A 17,470-nucleotide genomic window follows, 5' to 3' on the forward strand; every position below is an offset into this window, starting at 1 on the left:
TTCGAATAATGGTACTGCTTTCGAAAGCATGCCTTCCTTTAAAAGATTGACTGGTCATAAAAAAGATGTTTCCCATCATTGAAGCTGGGAGCCTTCAATTTGACTTTATAATCTCGTTCTATATCCTACCTCAAGTCTTTGTTCGATCTCTTCAATGGATGAAATTTTTGTATGAGCAAATAATATTTGCGCGGCAGAAGGCATTGCTTCTTTATTTAACCATGTCTCAGGCTCCCACAATTGAGAACGTTTAAATGCTTTAGCACAATGAATAAAGCATTCCTCAACTTCAACTCGAATGGCAACGATTGGTGCTTTCCCTCTTGCAGATAGCTTTGCCAAAACTTCTTCGTTTTTAATAATGGCAGCTTTCCCATTAACTCTTAACGTTTCTCCGAGTCCTGGTATAAAGAAAAGAAGTCCTACTCTAGGATTTTTCAAAATATTTCTTAACGTATCCATGCGCTTGTTTCCTGGTCGCTCAGGAATTATTAAGCAATGTTCATTTTCTATGTAAATAAATCCTGGTTTATCTCCCCGTGGTGAGACATCGCAAAATCCATTTTCATCTGCAGTGGCAATCATTAAAAAAGGAGACTTCGCTATAAAATTTTTACAGTGCTCATCCAGTTCAGCTATCACCTTTCTCTTTACCAATTCACTCGGAACACCAATCAGTTCTCGCAACTCTTCTTCTGTTGTAATCGTATCTCTCAAGCTTCATCCCCCTAGTCTCTTCTTCTACTTCAGTTTGACCTTTCGAGCTTTCATTGCCTTGACCTTGAAATAATCCCCTCCCTTTCGTATTTCATCATCTGTACCCCAGCTTATATCTTTGGCTATTGCTATGAATTTAGGGATGTGCTTAGAGCAATGAATATATGCTTCCTCTACTTCTATAAATACCCAACGCTCAAGCCGCAAACCTTCATAACTGATAAGTTCACGTGCCAGCCCTTCCCGTACCTTCATACTCAACTGTTCATTTTCAATGATTTCAGCTTTTCCATTTATATGTAAACCAACGCCTCTTTCAAAATCAATAAATAATAAGCCAATATGGGGATTTTCCAAAATGTTTCCAAGACTCGCCATTACCCCATTGCCTCGATATTCCGGGAAACACAAAATTTTGTCTTCTACGACTCTCACAAAGCCCTGCTCCCCAGCCCGAAACGAAGAGTCACATTCACCATTTCCATCGGCAGTTGAAATAAAGACCATATTTTGCAAGGAAATAAACTGCTTCATTTCTTCATTTAAAAAGTTGATCACTTGATGCTCATAAAATGCTTCAGCCCTTCTTTTTGTAGCGTACCGCTGCTGCAACAAGTGCTCACCATTTGAACCAACCATATCGATTCTCCTCTAATTTCTTATTTCCATACTTCGTTTAACTTGTCTGCATAAAACTGGATCGCTTTCTTATAACCTACTATATTTGGATCATCGGATGTGTTCACAAGACAATTTAGCAACTCCGTCATCGCCTTTTCATGTTCATTGAGATTATATAGAGTCATAGAATAAAAAACCCTTAATGCCTGATTTTGTGGAAACTGCTCTATTCCTTTCTCCAGTACTGTTTTTGAGCAAGAATAGTTTCCTAAAGTTCGATATGTACTTCCTAGGCCTAAGTAAGCATCCTCTAAATCATCACCCGCTAATCCAAGCTTTATCGCTGCCTCATAATATCCAACCGCTTCCTCTTCTTTTCCAAAGTTATCGCAGCTCCAGGCACACTGATAAAGAATTTGTGGGTCATCAGGAAATTCCTTTCCTAATTTAGTCATCACTAGATAACATTCCTCATACCGACCATTTTTTCTTAGTTCTAATGCTTTCTTTAATTCATCATTCATTTTATATCCCTACCTTTATACTATTTTACCGCAATATTAGACGAAATACGACATGCCCTTGATCAATCAAATATAGATATTTTCGATTCATCCTCATCCATTTTTACAAATTCTTTCTAGCTTAATATTCGTACCAATTGTTATAATAATTTGGAAAAGGAGGTTTGTTGATTGTTCATTGAATACATACTCATCTTTATTGCCGCTGCAACACCTTGGTTAGAAATCGCCCTCGTTATTCCACTCGGGATAATCCGAGGTTTATCCCCCTTCTGGGTTATGGTCTCCGGATTTGCAGGAAACCTCAGTACAGTTATTCTTCTCATTATTGGATTTGAAAAGGTGAAGACCTGGCTTGCAAAGCGAAAAGAAAAAAAAGGGGAAACAGAAAACGAACGCTCCAAACGAAGCGAACGCGCCCATAAAATTTGGAATAAGTATGGTCTTCCAGGGCTAACGCTGCTAGGTCCTATCCTAATTGGGATTCACATTGCTATTTTTATCGGGATGTCACTCGGCGCAAAGAAAAATTGGACGATGCTTTGGTCAACGATTAGCTTAGTCGTTTGGACATTGACATTTGGCATTTTAACCATGCTTGGCTTTGATTTTTTTGTGAGAAATTAATGGAACAAGAAAAGGAACGCCCTGCTTGATAAGAGCTGAGAGCAAAATGCCGTTATTAAATGACCTTTTTGACTCAGCTTTTTTAACATTAAGATTGCATTTGCTTTTGGCGTCCGAATATTTCCGCCTCTAGTCGCTTTCCCGTTGGAGTCGCAGCTAAGCCTCCCTTTGCGGTTTCACGAAGTGCTGTTGGCATCGTTTGGCCAATGAGATACATCGAATGAATGACTTCATCGCAAGGAATACGGCTCTTAATTCCAGCCAACGCCATATCTGCTGCCGTAATGGCATTAGAAGCACCCATCGCATTTCTTTTTACACAAGGAACTTCAACAAGTCCAGCAACTGGATCACATACTAAGCCGAGCATGTTTTTTAATGTTATTGCCATTGCTTCCGCACATTGACTTGGTGTACCTCCTGCCATTTCAACTATAGCTGCTGCAGCCATACCGCTAGCAGAGCCAACTTCGGCTTGACAGCCACCTGCCGCACCGGAAATGGATGCATTATTAGCTACAACAAAGCCAAAGGCAGCAGCAGTAAATAAGTACTCAATCATCTCCATACGTGTTGGATTTAATTTTTCCTTCACTGCAAATAAAGTTCCAGGCACTACTCCAGCAGAGCCTGCCGTTGGTGTTGCACAAATGACCCCCATTGCCGCATTCACTTCATTTGTAGCCATCGCTTTGCTGACAGCATCTAATAAAATATCTCCGCCTAAAGACTTCCCGCTTTTTATATAATTTTGTAGAAGAACAGAGTCCCCACCTGTTAAACCTGAAACAGATGTCACCCCTTTAAGACCTCTTTCAACTGCTTGCTCCATTACGACTAAATTATGTTCCATTTTTGCAATAATTTCTTCACGAGTTAGACCGGTTATTTCCATTTCCTGTTCGATCATCACTTCTGCTATTTTCACTTGTTTTTTTTCTGCAAGTTCTACTAGTTCAGCCACATTTCTAAACATCATTTTGCTCCAATCCCTTCAAAGCTTATTCCACCATTTGAATGATTTGCGTGACGTTTGGCAAACCCTCAATTTCTTTCAGGACCTCAGCGGGAATTTTCTGATCCACCTCGATCACCATCATCGCCATTTTCCCTTTTTCTTTACGGGAAACTTCCATATGGCTAATATTGATTTCATTTTGTGCCATTACCGTCGTAACAGCTGAAACAACGCCAAATTGATCATTATGAACGACCAAAATTGCTGGATTTTCGCCTGAAAGCTTAAGCTGAAATGAATTAAGCTCGGTGATTTCAATCGTTCCTCCACCAATGGAAATACCAACTACCTCTAATTCTTTTTGCTCATCATAAAGTTTAATGCGCACTGTGTTCGGATGATCTGTTACCGTTCTTTCGACAACGAACTCAACCTCCATATTTGCTTTCTTTGCTAATTGAAGGGAAGTCGGAATTCGCTCATCAAATGTATCAAAGTCAAGAAGTCCTCCCACAATCGCTACATCTGTGCCATGTCCCTTATACGTCTCTGCAAAAGAACCATAGAGATGAATGACTGCTTTTTGCGGTTGGTAGCCGAATAATGTCCTTGCTACTCGGCCAATTCGTGCTGCTCCTGCTGTATGTGAACTTGAAGGGCCAATCATAACTGGACCGATTATGTCGAATGCAGATCTATACTTCATAACATATGCTCCTTTTAAATTCAAAATATGAAAGAAAAACTCAACAACATCATACCACAATATTCATTGTTTTCCCGTAATTTTTCCCCTATTTTCATAGTAATAACAATTCATGTAAGGGATAAATAGGGAAGTTCCTTCCTCTCTTGGTAAAAGATATAGCGTTCAAAACGTTTCTCTCATAGGAGCATCCGTCCTTTTCGGGCGTGTGCCTTGCAACCATTGTGATTTTTCATAGTCCTATTGTATAATAGGACAATAACTATAGATAATTGGAAAGGCTGATAAAGATTGGAAAATTCTTCAAATTTTATTAAGAGCATTATGAAGGAGGATTTAGAAGCTGGTAAGCACGACAAAATCGTGACTCGTTTTCCTCCTGAGCCAAATGGCTATTTACATATTGGACACGCAAAATCAATCGTTATCAACTTTGGACTTGCCGATGATTTTAACGGTCAAACAAATTTACGCTTTGACGATACAAATCCGTTAAAAGAGGATCAAGAATATGTCGATTCTATTAAAGAGGATGTTAAATGGCTCGGCTATGATTGGGATGAACTACGATTTGCCTCAGACTATTTTGAGGAAATGTACAATAAAGCTGTTTTACTTATTAAAAAAGGCAAAGCATATGTTGATGATTTAAGTGCTGATGAAATCCGTGAGTATCGTGGAACTTTAACAGAACCAGGAAAAGACAGCCCTTACCGCAGTCGCTCTATTGAAGAAAACCTCGACCTATTTGAACGAATGCGAAAAGGTGAGTTCAAGAATGGCGAAAAAGTGCTTAGAGCAAAAATTGACATGGCTTCTCCTAATATTAACTTACGTGACCCTGTCATCTATCGAATTGCCCATGCAACTCATCATAATACTGGTGATAAATGGTGCATTTATCCAATGTACGCTTTTGCCCATCCGTTGGAGGACGCGATCGAGGGTGTAACCCATTCCCTTTGTACCGTTGAATTTGAAGATCAACGCCCATTCTATGATTGGGTCATTGCTGAATGTGAAACAGAAAATACACCTCGCCAAATTGAGTTTGGGCGTTTAAATATTACAAACACGGTTATGAGCAAGCGCAAACTAAAGCAACTTGTCGATGAAAAATTTGTTGACGGCTGGGACGACCCGCGAATGCCAACGATTTCTGGGTTGCGTCGGAGAGGATTTACTCCTGAAGCCATTCGTGAATTCGTTAAAGAAACAGGCGTTTCCAAGGGCTCAGGTTTTGTTGATTCTGCAATGCTCGATCATTATGTGCGAGAAGACTTGAAACTTAAAGCCCCTCGTACGATGGGTATTCTTCGTCCATTAAAAGTCGTGATCACCAATTATCCGGAAGATAAGGTTGAAATGCTGGAAGCGGAGAACAACCCTGAAAATGAAGAGATGGGAACTCGACAAATTCCATTTTCACGTGAAATCTATATAGAGCAAGAAGATTTCATGGAAGAGCCACCAAAAAAATATTTCCGCCTATTCCCTGGCAACGAAGTCCGCTTAAAACACGCTTATTTCATCAAATGTGAGGATGTTATAAAAGATGTAAATGGCCAAATCGTTGAAATCCATTGTACGTATGATCCAGAGACTAAAAGTGGAACGGGTTTTACTGGGCGAAAAGTTAAAGGGACGTTGCATTGGGTCGATGCAAAGCATGCTATTCCGGCGGAATTCCGTCTTTATGAGCCTCTTATTTTAGATGAGGAATCAAATGGAGAAGACGATGAAACTAAAACATTTTTGGACTATGTCAATCCTAATTCATTACAAATTATCCAAGGTTTTGTTGAACCTAATATGAAGGACGTTAAACCACAGGATAAATTCCAATTCTTCCGCCACGGCTATTTCAATGTTGATCCGAAGTATTCAACAGCTGAAAAACCTGTATTTAACTTAATCGTTTCCTTAAAAAGCTCCTTTAAATTAAAATGATGTAAAAAACCGTTTGGATTGGTCCAAACGGTTTTTTAATCTTTTGATCGATGTTAGCGCTCACACTTTTAAATGGTGATTTTCCCATTCTCCTGCTTTCTTTTACTAAAACTTTTCAAAATGGCCTGTTTTAGCTTACACGGCTGTCTCATCCTCATTTAGAAGCCATTTACACGATAATTTCTGAGGAGCTCACACTCTTTTATTCCTAAGCAAACCAATCTTCGAGTTGTTTTCGTAAAACAAATTTTTGAATTTTCCCACTCGCATTTCGTGGCAGCACCTCACAGAAAATATATTTTCGTGGTCGTTTGTAATTTGCGAGTAATTCGCTATTTTTACAGTATTCGTCCAACTCTTCCTCCGTTAATGATAAATCTTTTTTTACGATGAAAGCTGTAACTGATTCTCCCCACCTGTCATCTGGTTGCCCAATAACAGCGACGTCAAGTACACCTTCGTGCCCATATAAGCAATCCTCTACCTCACGTGGGTAAATATTTTCACCTCCTGAAATAATCATGTCGTCCACCCGATCCTTTACATAAAGATAGCCTTCCTCATCAAGATAGCCGATGTCGCCAGAATGATACCAACCTTTATATAAAGCCCTTTCTGTTGCTTCATCTCGATTAAAATAACCGCTCATCATACATGGTCCTTTAACGATAATTTCTCCTGTTTCTCCTGCTGGTACGATATCATCTGGTTCAGATGGTCCAGTTTCATTAGGCTTCACAATTCGAATTTCGTGATTTAAACATACTTGACCTGCCGAACCTGCTTTTCTAATTTGATCGGTCTCAGATAAAAACGTGATCGCAGGACCCATTTCCGTCATTCCGTACGCTTGAATAAGTTGAATGCCTAATTTTTCTTGACATGCAAACACAAGACTCGGAGCCATTGGAGCAGCTCCATACAACCCCGTTGTTAAACTCGAAAGATTATACTCGCTTAAGTTCTCTTGCAGAAGCATGTTCCACATTGTTGGTGCCGCAAAAAACTTCGTAATTTTCTCTTGTTCAATTAATCGAAGCACCTCTTTTGGTGTAAAATGATGGAGGATTACGTTCTTCCCACCAACATGAACTCTCGGTAGCAAGGCACAATGCAGTTCTGCACAATGGAACATTGGTGCTGTTACAAGTCCAACATCATCTGACATAACCTTAGTTGACGAAATCACAATTAAGCTTTGCTCGACCATATCGCGGTGTTTATGTATGACACCCTTTGGTCTTCCAGTCGTACCACTTGTATACATAATGGCATATATATCATTTTCATCAATATGTTCGTCTTTTGCATAATATGATGGTGCCGAGGCAAGTTTATCTCTATAATTGGCAGCATAAGATGGGGTATCTTCATCTATATACCAAAATCCTGTCTTTTCAAAGCGGTGATGGATCGGTTCAATTCCGGAAGACAGCATTTTTTCAAAGAGGACAATTTTTGGCTGTGCATCATGAATAATATAAGCTAATTCTTCAGACGTTAAGCGAAAATTAATCGGGTTGAAGACAGCGCCAATTTTTGCACAAGCAAAAAAGGTAGTTGCTAATTCCTCCGTATTAAATAAATAAGTAGACACTCTGTCCCCTTTTCTCACTCCTTCATGCAGGAGAGCGTTTGCAAGTTTGTTTACCTCCTCGCTCCATTCTAGATAGGTTAATCGAATATTCTTTCTCACATCATAAAGTGCTTCTTTGTTTGGGTACTTAGCAACGGTTAAATCAAATATGCGTCCAATCGTTGTCATCTTCCTACCTCCCTTTTATCAAAAGCCTCTTTCTTTCGTTAATTCGGATATACTCGATTGTTGATCTAGTTGTTGACGGTACATGCAAATGCAAGGAAATTTCAAACGTTATAATCCCAAATTTTTTGCGATAATTGATTTCATGATTTCATTCGTTCCAGCGTATATACTTGCCACAGGAGTATCGCGATAACGTCTTGCAATCTCATATTCTTCCATATACCCGTAACCGCCATGAAGCTGCAAACATTCAGTTGCTATTTTTCTCGCATTCTCAGTGAGCTTCCACTTCGCCATCGATACCTTCGTAACGACATCTTCTCCCTGCATATGCTCGTGAATAAGCTGATCGAGAAAGGTTCTACCCATTTCAATATCTGTCGCCATTTCCGCAACCTTAAATTGAGTGTTTTGAAATTTACTAATCGGTTTCCCAAATGCTTCACGGCTTTTGATATAGTTCAATGTGAGCTCAAGCATTTTTTCCGAAGCAGCTTGTGCAGCAATCGCTACTAGTAATCTTTCCTGTTGTAGCTTTTCCATTAAGTATAAAAAGCCTTTCCCTTCCTCACCGAGAAGATTTTCTTTCGGCACTAAGCAATCTTCAAATATTAATTCTGCTGTATCCTGACAGTGCATTCCGACTTTGTTCAACTTTCTACCACGGGAAAATCCCGGGGTTCCTCTCTCTACCACTAAAAGGCTAATCCCTTTATGTTTCGGGCTTGCATTCACATCCGTTTTACAGGCAACAATGATTAAATCGGCATGAATTCCATTTGTGATAAATGTTTTTTGTCCATTCAATACGTAAACATCTCCATCAAGCTTTGCTGTCGTTTCAATGCTCGCTAGATCTGAACCAGCCCCTGGCTCAGTCATAGCAATTGCAGTTATCATCTCACCTGACACACATTTCGGAAGCCAACGTTGTTTCTGCTCTTCAGTCCCATATGAAGTGATATAAGGAATAACAATATCACTATGAAGTCCGATACCGACTAATCCTGAACCGACCTTTTCTAATTCTTCATTGATGATTACCGAGAATCCCCAATCCACTTCGCTGCCGCCATATTTCTCCTCCACCCCTGGACAAAGATAGCCTTGAGAACCCATCTTCCGCCAAAAATCTCTTGGAATTTCTCGTTCTTCTTCCCATTTTTGATAATATGGATATGCCTCTTTTTCTAGAAACTTTCTTAATGCTTTACGAAAAATCTCATGTTCTTCTTGTAAAAATAAATGTTGCATACGCTCCTCCTTTTTAATAGTTTGGGAAAACACTCACTTTCATATTAAAGTATTTTTGTTATTTTTTAAATACTTTAATAATTATGAAAATTTAATAAATAAACTCTCCTCAATAAATGGAGAAAGGTGAATATGAGGACTCAAAGTCATCTTTCTCCATTGTTTAAATTTATGCTACCTGCCTCACTTCCAAACTCTTTTATTTTCCTTTCTTACGGTGAACCCCATACGATCTAAAGTCTCTAGAAATGGAATCATATATTTTCGCGTTAATTCAAGAATGTCTTTTGCTTCACCAACCTCAAATTCTATTTCAGTATTTTCCTTTAATTTTGCTACTGCCTCATTAAAAATTTCCCCATGCCAATAAAACTGACCATCTAAAGAAACAATTTTTGTTGTGTCTTCTAAAAATTTCCGCAAATCAACGGCTACATTTTCCGGAATTCCTGCTTCCTTCAAATAGTCTGAAAAGTAATGAACCTTCATCCGATCGGATTTCAACTTAGCCATCATGTTTTCAATACGTACCCGCCAATTATTGGGAACATGTGGTTCAAATTCATGTAATGATATAAATTGCTCTTTTCGTTTAAAGACATTTTTATTGATGGCTTCTTCAATGACATAATCTAACAGCCCTTGCGGATATTGCTTTCCTAAATGATGAGTTAGTTCCCCCTTATTTATCCCTTGCTTCATTGGAAAATCAGTATGATAATCACGCATGCGATCGTATAATTCTTCTTCAATCAACTCACAAAGCACCTTTAACGTATACTCTTTTCCATTATATAAAATGAAATCACCGCTTTGCAGTTCTTCTTTTACAATCACTTCATCAAGCGATGTATGCGTCATTAATTCGATCATTGTTAAGCTCTTTGCTTCCATTAATGCGGTGACCATTCTTTCCCCTGGTGTCCCAACTTTTTTTTGTTCTAATGCAGCTATTGTCCGCTCTCCAAAACGATATTTCTGTCCTTGCGGATCGATGACCCATCCGCCGCCAATTGTTTCCTGAGGACTTGGTCTTCTTAAAATAAAGCGGTCACCTCGCTTCGCCACAATCTCCTCATCTAACCGAATTTGACAAAGAATTTCACCGTTCTCAGCTTTCAATTCATTGCGATCAAAAAACACAATCCGTCCCATCACTTCCGCTGTTCCAATATGACATTTAATCGGCATTCGCTGTTTCACCATATAATCTAAATCCTCTACAACTTGAATGGCAACGTCAATCGTTCTTGTTACATTAAAATGTTCAGAAGAGACAACTACATCTCCACGCTCAATTTCTTCTTTGGAAATGCCCGCTAAATTAATTGCTGCACGCTGGCCTGCAAAGGCTTCTTTTGCCGGTCGATGATGAACCTGTATTTGCCTTGCCTTTACTTCAAGACCTTTCGGCATAATCATCAAGCTTTGCCCTTCCTCAATTCTTCCCTCATAAACCGTTCCTCTTACAACAGTACCTTGACCTTTAACAGTAAATACTTGATCAATAGGTAAGCGAAACGCACCCCTAATATCACGCATTTCCTGTTCTTTCAAAGTATTAATAATCATCACTTTCAGTTCATCAATTCCGTAATTGGTAAGGCTATCAACCAATAGCATTGGCACTTGTTCAAAAACTGTCCCTTTTAGCTCTTCTTTAATATCTTCTTTCACAAGGTCTATAAATTCTTTCTCCACCCGATCAATTTTGGAAATGACAACCAGCCCATTTCGAATCCCTAAAAAACCCAGAATGTCCAAATGTTCTCTAGTTTGCGGCATGACCCCTTCGTCAGCAGCGACGACAAGGACGACCAAATCAATCCCAGCCACTCCAGCAATCATCTGGCGAATAAAACGCTCGTGTCCCGGTACATCTACGACCGAGATTTGTATTTCATTATCTTCATATAATGGAGCAAATCCTAACTCTATCGAAATTTGCCGTTCCTTTTCTTCTTTTAGGCGATCTGTATCAACGTTTGTTAAAGCCTTTGTTAACGTTGTCTTTCCATGATCTATATGCCCGGCCATTCCAATCGTAAAATATCTTTTCATCCCGTGTTCCCTTCCTTTAATGTATCTTCATTAACTGTAGCTTGAATTAAATCTACTTTCAAGGATGAAGATCACAGTTTTAAAAATCGATTTTTTCTCCTCTTTATGAATAGTGTTGAAAAAACATGAAAAACTAAAGAAAAAAAAGGAGAGTAATAATAGATGAAAAAAATACTCATTAGTTTGATTCTTTTTTCCGCCAGCTTTGCCTTCATTACAAACGATACTTCCTTTGTTGAAGCGGAAGAAAAATATGCAAAATGGGGGCAGCTGGCAGTAAGCAAGACGAAGGAAAAGTATCCGAATGCAGAAATAAAAGATTATAAACATATCGGTCGTGTTCAAGGTACAAACACAACAGTCGAAAAGTTTAAGCTATGGCTAAAGGAGAATGACAAAGAATTGGGACTCCTAGTCAATATAGAATTTGATAAAGAAACAGAGCGTGTTATTGAGATTTCATTTAAAGAAATAGAAAAATAACTTTTATTTTTTCAAATTAGGCAGATGGCAGCCACCTCCACAACAAAATTTCGCTTTTAAAGACTAAGATAAAATGAATTTTTGCTAACTTCATTATCTGTAAAAAGGCAAATCGGCTTTTTTTCCATTTGCTTTTTTACTTTAAGCCAATTCCCTTAAAAAAGCTTCAATTTCCCGCTGATTTCGCAAAATAAACACTTTTTTTGTTTCTTTAAATCTTTCACAGCGCTCAGCCATAATCTTTTTTCTGCTGGCATAAGTTGTTAAAATAAACTTGATAAATGGCCAATCAAGTTTCTCCTCACAGCCGCTCGTCATATCACTGCGAGTTTTTCGGTGGTTTTGGATTCTTCTTTTGACAACTCGGTAAAGACATACTAAAAGCGGTTTTTCTATGTAAACGATCGCATCCGCATGAGGGAATCGCAGTTCAAAAGTACCACTGTAATTTCCTTCTATAATCCATTCAGATTGCTGCACAATTTCTTCTTGAGCCCTGCGAAATTCTTCTTGACTAGCTTCAATCCACCCAGGCTTCCAATATAAAGTATCTAAATGATGAACGGGAATATTTAAAATGGAACCCATTTTTTTAGCTAGGGTTGATTTCCCTGCCCCCGCTGAAACTCCCATTACAATAATTTTCCTCATTTTCTCTCTCCTCTCCCTATCCATGGTAAATATAATAAAAAAAATAAGACAAGTGCAATACATTCTAGCACAAGAATATAAAAAGGATACGGTCCTAAAAAATCAAGTAAGGAAGGATTTTCTGGCTTATGCGCCAAAAACATATAATTTCCTTCAGTTGCAATATTAGCAATAAAAGCGATTACTGCGACAGCGTTTAAAAAGGCAAACGATTGCCACATGCCTCGTTTTGTCACCACATACCCATTAACAAAAACAAAAAATAACCCTACCCAAATAATAAGTATATGAGTGATAAAAAATTGGAAAAAACGGAAATGGGGAAAGCCAACAAATAGTTCAGGTGTCACCAGCGCTTGCATTGCTCCAGCGAGACCAAGAAAGTAAACAAATTGAAAAACAAGCTTAGAATTGGATAATAAAAGGATTAAACAAAGGAGCAAACTAATCGAACAAAGATGAAGCGGCAATGCAAAAGCAATATTCCATTGTCCCCCGACATAGAGCCAAACATGATAAAGAGTTTCAAATAGAAAAAGAGAAACAAACAATATTGTTTTAAAGACTTTTTCATATTTTTTAAGTGTCGTATGCAACATCACAATCAGAATAGAACCGAAAATAAATAAAAATAGCATAATTAAATGCGAAAAAGAAAATAATTGAAAGGGGAAAAGCTCATAATCATGTCCAAAAAAATGTGGCAAATCTTTCACCCCGCAAATAATCAATACTTGTATTATACTGGATCATAGCAATAATGATACATATCAATCAAATATCCCATTTGACATACTTCCCCTTATGATGAAAAAACTACACCATCGATCGATAGTGTAGTCAGTGCTTTATTTCTAATTTAAAAAGTAAAAATCGGTTGTACTGCCCGTTTGCGTCGCAGTAACCTCCAGTCTTGCATCTATGCGCTCGCGGAGCTCTGGCACATGGGAAATGATTCCTACAAGTCTTCCGCTGCTTTGTATATCAATAAGCGCTTCAACGGCCTGATCGAGCGATTCTGGATCTAATGTGCCAAATCCTTCATCAATAAACATCGTTTCTAGCGATACGCCTCCCGCGTAATTCTGAACAACATCTGCAAGCCCTAATGCCAGTGAGAGAGCAGCCTTAAAGCTTTCCCCACCAGATAGCGTTTTAACATGTCTTTCTTGCCCTGTATATTGATCAAATACAAGTAATTCCAAACCACTTTGGACATTCCCTTTCGCTCGCTCTTTTTTTCGTAGCATTTGATAACGTCCACTTGTCATTTTTAGTAAACGGCTATTCGCCTCTCGCAAAATGTCATCAAGAAAAGCTGCTAGTACATACCGTTCAAATGTAATTTTCGCAGCATTTTGTCCACGGGTGATATCATACAGTTCCCCTACTAAATTGTATCGCTTTTCTAATTCCTTCATCTCAGCATTAATTCGCACAATTAAATCGTGAATTTGCTCATTTTCGTTCCTTTTAATAAAAAGATTCGTATATTGGGTATTCAACTCTGCTATTATTTCCTGAACTTCTTGAACTTTTTGCTGTAATTCTTGTAAATTAGGCTTATCTATATGACGCAACATTTCTTCCAATTCCTGATAACGATCTGAAACGGAACGAAACTCTTCATAATAATGACGAATTTCCTTTTCAAGCAGAGCAATTTCCTCAGTTGAACGTTTAGCATGCTCGAATTGCTTATAGTCTTTAAAGCCTTGCTCTTTTAATTGCTTTATAAACGCTGCCCTTTCTGCATTCAATTCTGTTTCCTTTTCTTTTGCATGTTTTTGTACTGTCTCAAAAGCACTTTGTGCTGAAAAATATTTCTCTTTTGTCTCTTGAAAATGTCTCTGTGCCGTTTCAAATTGCTGAAGAAGAGTTTCTTGTGTACGTACAGCCTCCAGCCACTTCCTTTCAAATGCTTGCGTTGATCGAAGCTCCTCAGGAATTCTTGACATTAATCCATTTAAATGTGTATTTTTTTCCGTAAAACGGATTGCAGCATCATTGACCTGTCCTTTAAGATCAGAAATTTTCTTTTCAAGAAGATTCTTTTTCTCTTCCAATTCTACGATTTCTGCTGAAATTTGTTTATATTGCTTTTCCCGTTCAATCAACTGCCGATATTCTTGCTGTAAAATACGCTTTCTATCTAATAATTCATGGGTGTAAGCCTCTAACTTAACTTCTGTAAAATCCGCTCGCAGCTTTAGTAAATCTTGATAAATTCCTTCCAGTAATTCTGAACCTGTTTTCATTCTGGATTGCTGTTCGAAAAAGATTGATTCTAATTGTAACCTCTCTTGTTCTAAAACAGTAACCTGCTCCTTTGCGGCTTTCAGATCATTCTCATCAGGAATGAACTCGGCATGTTGAGATGCTAGCTGTGGATGCTCTGTTGAGCCGCATACAGGACACGCTTCACCCCTATGAAGCTGACTCGCTAAAGCAACAGCTTGACCGTGGAGCCACTTGTCTTCAAGCTCGTGAACTAATGCTTTCGCATCCTCGAGGCGCGCTTGTGCCTTAGCGAGTATTTTATGACTTTCATCTAAACTCATCGCGTTTTCTTTATTTTTTTGTACCTGCTGCTCATACTTTGTTGCCAATGCTATTTCCTGCTCCAGCTTATCAAAATTTCGCCTATTTTCAAGAATTTGAACATCAACTTTCTCGATTGAAATCTTTTCCTCAAGCAGCTTGCCTAATGCCTTTTCCGTTAAACGAAAGGTTTCCTCTACCTGCTGTTGCTGTTCAAATAGCTTCTCTCTATTTTGCTGCAATTGCGTAACTTCTTTTTGTAATAGCGCAAAAGAAGTCACTTCATCTTTCATCTGTTGAAGAGAGTGAATTTCCTCTTGCACTTTTTTTCTTTTATCTTCTTTTGCTAATTCATTCTTCCAAATTTCTTCTTTTTTTTGTAAAAGTGCATGCAAATCTTCTAAATTTTTCGTTCGAAGCTTCACGTTTTCAATGAGCGTATCGCGCTCCTTTTTTAGGCGATGGCATAATTCATCCTGTTTTGCTAAAAGAGCAGCTTTATTTGCCTGAACAATTTCTTTTTCCTTTCTTACAAACATCTCTTTATTGTTTTCGAGCATTTTTATTCTGAGAGCTAACTGATCCCTTGTCTCCATTTGCTTGACGATATTTTCTGCTTCATATAATTTTTGCGTAAAAAGCTCTTTATCCGTTTCTTTCTGCTTTACTTCATTTTTAATGCTTTCTAAGTGCTCACCCATTTTTTCAATTTCTGCTTCGAGTAACGGAAGTATATGAACATCCTGATCACTGCCAGCTTCTAAATGAAGCTGAAGTTCTTCATGATAAATAGCCTTAATTTTACGAATTAAAAGTGCTCGTTCTTCTTGTTGTTTTTCAACGGTTCTCTTTATTTCCGTTGCTTCTTGCTTCAGTTTTTCCTCAATTCGTTTATACATTTCCGTATGGAATAAACGCTGAAGAATCGCTTCCTTCTCTTTACTATCTGATGTTAACAGCTTGCGAAATTCGCCTTGTGGAATCATTAAAATTTGCCTGAACTGGTTACTATCAATCAGCATGATCTCTTTTATTTTCTCATCCACATCTCGCACGTTCGCAGCAACAAGCTGTTGTTGTCCGGTCTCATCAAAAATATATAATTCAGCACTCGCTCCAACAGTTCTATAGCCATCCCCGCGCTCCTTTTTCTTTTCCTGTTGTGGAGAACGTTTAACAAAAAATTGCTTCCCTCGTAAACTAAACTTCAAGGCGACTTCTGTATGTAGATCATCACGGGCAAATTGACTTCTTAGTTCTGAGCCGTTGCGATCCTCCCCACTTGCTTTTCCATATATCGCATAACTAATACCGTCAAAAATCGTCGTTTTCCCAGAACCTGTTTTTCCGGAAATAACAAACATCGTTCGATTTCCTAGTTCACTAAAATCGATCGTTTCTCTCCCGGCATAAGGACCAAAGGCTTGCATCATTAACGTAATCGGTCTCATTTTACGCCCTCCTCGCTCAGCACTTTGTCAATCACATCAGCCATCACTTGCTTTTTTTCAGGTGTGAAATCGGCTGTTGTCATCTCTTGATAAAATTGTGTAAATAGCTCAAGTTCGGATTTCTTTTCTTCGCCTTGCACCGTCATCTTCTGTTCACTCTTTTTCAAATCAGCTAATGCAATTTTACGCTCCAAATGAAGAACATTTGGGTAAACTTGGCGGAGTTTGTTAATCGGATCAAGCAAAGCTCCTTCATCATGCAGTGTAATTTTCAAATAATCATCTAACTTCTGTTTTCCATAAAAGCTCGGATCTAAAAGCTCTTCTAAATGCCCTTCAAGCTCACGCATATCTTTCTTTGGAGCAAGTGAATGATAGCGGATCTGGAATGTACCATTCTCATTCATTTCAACTATTTGAACAGATTTTTTTTGCTTCGCCTCTGAGAAAGAATATTTTAATAGTGAACCAGAATAGAAGATTTTATCATGCTTAATAGCATCCGGACTATGAAGATGCCCTAAAGCCGTGTAAGAAAATGGGACAAATAACTCTTGACCAACGCAGCCAGAGCCACCCACAGAAAGAGTCCGTTCAGATTCCGAAGTACTTCCGCCCAAGACAAAGGCATGTCCAACAAAAACGTTTGGTTCATTTATATTTAATGTTTTTTCTATTGTTCCAATCATCGCTTTCATGGCATCTTGATGGGAATGGATGCTATCATCATCTAGCAGATGCCTGATCATCCCTGGTTCTGCATAAGGAACTAAATAAAAATTAACCCCATTTAAATGAATGGGCTGAAATGTTTTTTGGATCTTACCAGTTAAATAAAAGTGGCTGTTTCGATACCACGAGCTTCCAAATGATAGTCTTTCAGCACTATCATGATTACCAGCAATCGCAATGATCGGTGTGTTAAGTTCCACATTGATTTTAAAAAGAATCTCATCAAGTAGTTCGACTGCATCGATCGGTGGTACTGAGCGGTCATATAAATCACCCGCTATCACAACAGCATCCGGTTTCTCATCCTCTACTAGTTTAACGAATTGGTTGAGGACTATACGTTGATCCTCTGTCATGTATAAACCATGAACAAGCTTCCCTAAGTGCCAATCGGCAGTATGAATAAATTTCATCATTCTCACCCCATCT

At 38.5% G+C, this 17,470-nt stretch carries 15 protein-coding genes; 3 read left to right on the plus strand and 12 right to left on the minus strand.

Annotation, left to right across the window (positions count from 1 at the left end; translation table 11 throughout):
• Positions 1–105 precede the first annotated feature (105 nt).
• From PZE06_RS02845 to PZE06_RS02855, 3 genes are read right to left on the minus strand one after another with little or no spacing between them, the layout of a single operon-like run.
• Positions 106–717: a pyridoxamine 5'-phosphate oxidase family protein gene (locus PZE06_RS02845; RefSeq protein WP_150914089.1), complete on the minus strand. Its 612-nt coding sequence runs from the start codon at positions 715–717 to the stop codon at positions 106–108.
• A 24-nt stretch (positions 718–741) separates the two neighbouring features.
• Positions 742–1,356 (minus strand): pyridoxamine 5'-phosphate oxidase family protein, encoded by a 615-nt coding sequence (locus tag PZE06_RS02850; RefSeq protein WP_150914090.1) that lies wholly within the window; start codon positions 1,354–1,356, stop codon positions 742–744.
• Between the two features lie 20 nt (positions 1,357–1,376).
• Positions 1,377–1,862 carry a tetratricopeptide repeat protein gene (locus PZE06_RS02855; RefSeq protein ID WP_150914092.1) on the minus strand — a complete coding sequence of 162 codons (486 nt, stop codon included), beginning with the start codon at positions 1,860–1,862 and terminating at the stop codon, positions 1,377–1,379.
• A gap of 171 nt (positions 1,863–2,033) precedes the next feature.
• Here PZE06_RS02855 and PZE06_RS02860 point away from each other — a divergent pair, with 171 nt between their 5' ends.
• On the plus strand, positions 2,034–2,489 hold the full coding sequence (locus tag PZE06_RS02860; protein ID WP_150914094.1) for a small multi-drug export protein: 456 nt from the start codon (positions 2,034–2,036) through the stop codon (positions 2,487–2,489).
• Positions 2,490–2,577: 88 nt separating this feature from the next.
• Here PZE06_RS02860 and sdaAA read toward each other — a convergent pair whose 3' ends face one another.
• Both sdaAA and sdaAB read right to left on the minus strand, forming a co-directional pair.
• Positions 2,578–3,465 carry an L-serine ammonia-lyase, iron-sulfur-dependent, subunit alpha gene (gene sdaAA / locus PZE06_RS02865; protein WP_150914218.1) on the minus strand — a complete coding sequence of 296 codons (888 nt, stop codon included), beginning with the start codon at positions 3,463–3,465 and terminating at the stop codon, positions 2,578–2,580.
• A gap of 25 nt (positions 3,466–3,490) precedes the next feature.
• On the minus strand, positions 3,491–4,153 hold the full coding sequence (sdaAB, locus tag PZE06_RS02870) for an L-serine ammonia-lyase, iron-sulfur-dependent subunit beta (protein WP_150914096.1): 663 nt from the start codon (positions 4,151–4,153) through the stop codon (positions 3,491–3,493).
• Positions 4,154–4,444: 291 nt separating this feature from the next.
• Between sdaAB and PZE06_RS02875 the strand changes: the two genes are divergently transcribed.
• A complete protein-coding gene (locus tag PZE06_RS02875) occupies positions 4,445–6,103 on the plus strand; it encodes a glutamine--tRNA ligase/YqeY domain fusion protein (protein ID WP_150914098.1) in 1,659 nt (552 codons plus the stop codon).
• Positions 6,104–6,311: 208 nt separating this feature from the next.
• Here PZE06_RS02875 and PZE06_RS02880 read toward each other — a convergent pair whose 3' ends face one another.
• From PZE06_RS02880 to selB, 3 genes are all read right to left on the minus strand, one after another.
• Entirely contained in the window at positions 6,312–7,868 is a 1,557-nt protein-coding gene (locus PZE06_RS02880; RefSeq protein WP_095308629.1) for a fatty acid--CoA ligase, read from the minus strand.
• 108 nt (positions 7,869–7,976) lie between these two features.
• On the minus strand, positions 7,977–9,122 hold the full coding sequence (locus PZE06_RS02885) for an acyl-CoA dehydrogenase family protein (RefSeq protein ID WP_150914100.1): 1,146 nt from the start codon (positions 9,120–9,122) through the stop codon (positions 7,977–7,979).
• Between the two features lie 183 nt (positions 9,123–9,305).
• Entirely contained in the window at positions 9,306–11,183 is a 1,878-nt protein-coding gene (selB, locus tag PZE06_RS02890; protein ID WP_150914102.1) for a selenocysteine-specific translation elongation factor, read from the minus strand.
• Between the two features lie 162 nt (positions 11,184–11,345).
• Here selB and PZE06_RS02895 point away from each other — a divergent pair, with 162 nt between their 5' ends.
• Entirely contained in the window at positions 11,346–11,666 is a 321-nt protein-coding gene (locus tag PZE06_RS02895) for a DUF3889 domain-containing protein (RefSeq protein ID WP_150914104.1), read from the plus strand.
• Positions 11,667–11,807: 141 nt separating this feature from the next.
• Here the strand turns inward: PZE06_RS02895 and PZE06_RS02900 are convergent, their stop codons facing one another.
• From PZE06_RS02900 to PZE06_RS02915, 4 genes are all read right to left on the minus strand, one after another.
• Positions 11,808–12,317: a P-loop NTPase family protein gene (locus PZE06_RS02900; protein ID WP_150914106.1), complete on the minus strand. Its 510-nt coding sequence runs from the start codon at positions 12,315–12,317 to the stop codon at positions 11,808–11,810.
• Positions 12,314–13,024: a YwaF family protein gene (locus tag PZE06_RS02905; protein WP_150914108.1), complete on the minus strand. Its 711-nt coding sequence runs from the start codon at positions 13,022–13,024 to the stop codon at positions 12,314–12,316. Before PZE06_RS02905 ends, PZE06_RS02900 begins: the two co-directional genes overlap by 4 nt.
• A 147-nt stretch (positions 13,025–13,171) precedes the next feature.
• The gene (locus tag PZE06_RS02910) at positions 13,172–16,309 is read right to left on the minus strand and encodes an AAA family ATPase (RefSeq protein ID WP_150914110.1); all 3,138 of its coding nucleotides are present in this window, start codon (positions 16,307–16,309) and stop codon (positions 13,172–13,174) included.
• Positions 16,306–17,454, minus strand: a complete 1,149-nt coding sequence (locus PZE06_RS02915) for an exonuclease SbcCD subunit D (RefSeq protein WP_150914221.1) — start codon at positions 17,452–17,454, stop codon at positions 16,306–16,308. Before PZE06_RS02915 ends, PZE06_RS02910 begins: the two co-directional genes overlap by 4 nt.
• Positions 17,455–17,470: the final 16 nt, after the last annotated feature.

This window comes from Robertmurraya sp. DFI.2.37, assembly GCF_029211245.1.
GTDB lineage: Bacteria > Bacillota > Bacilli > Bacillales > Cytobacillaceae > Robertmurraya > Robertmurraya methanolica_A.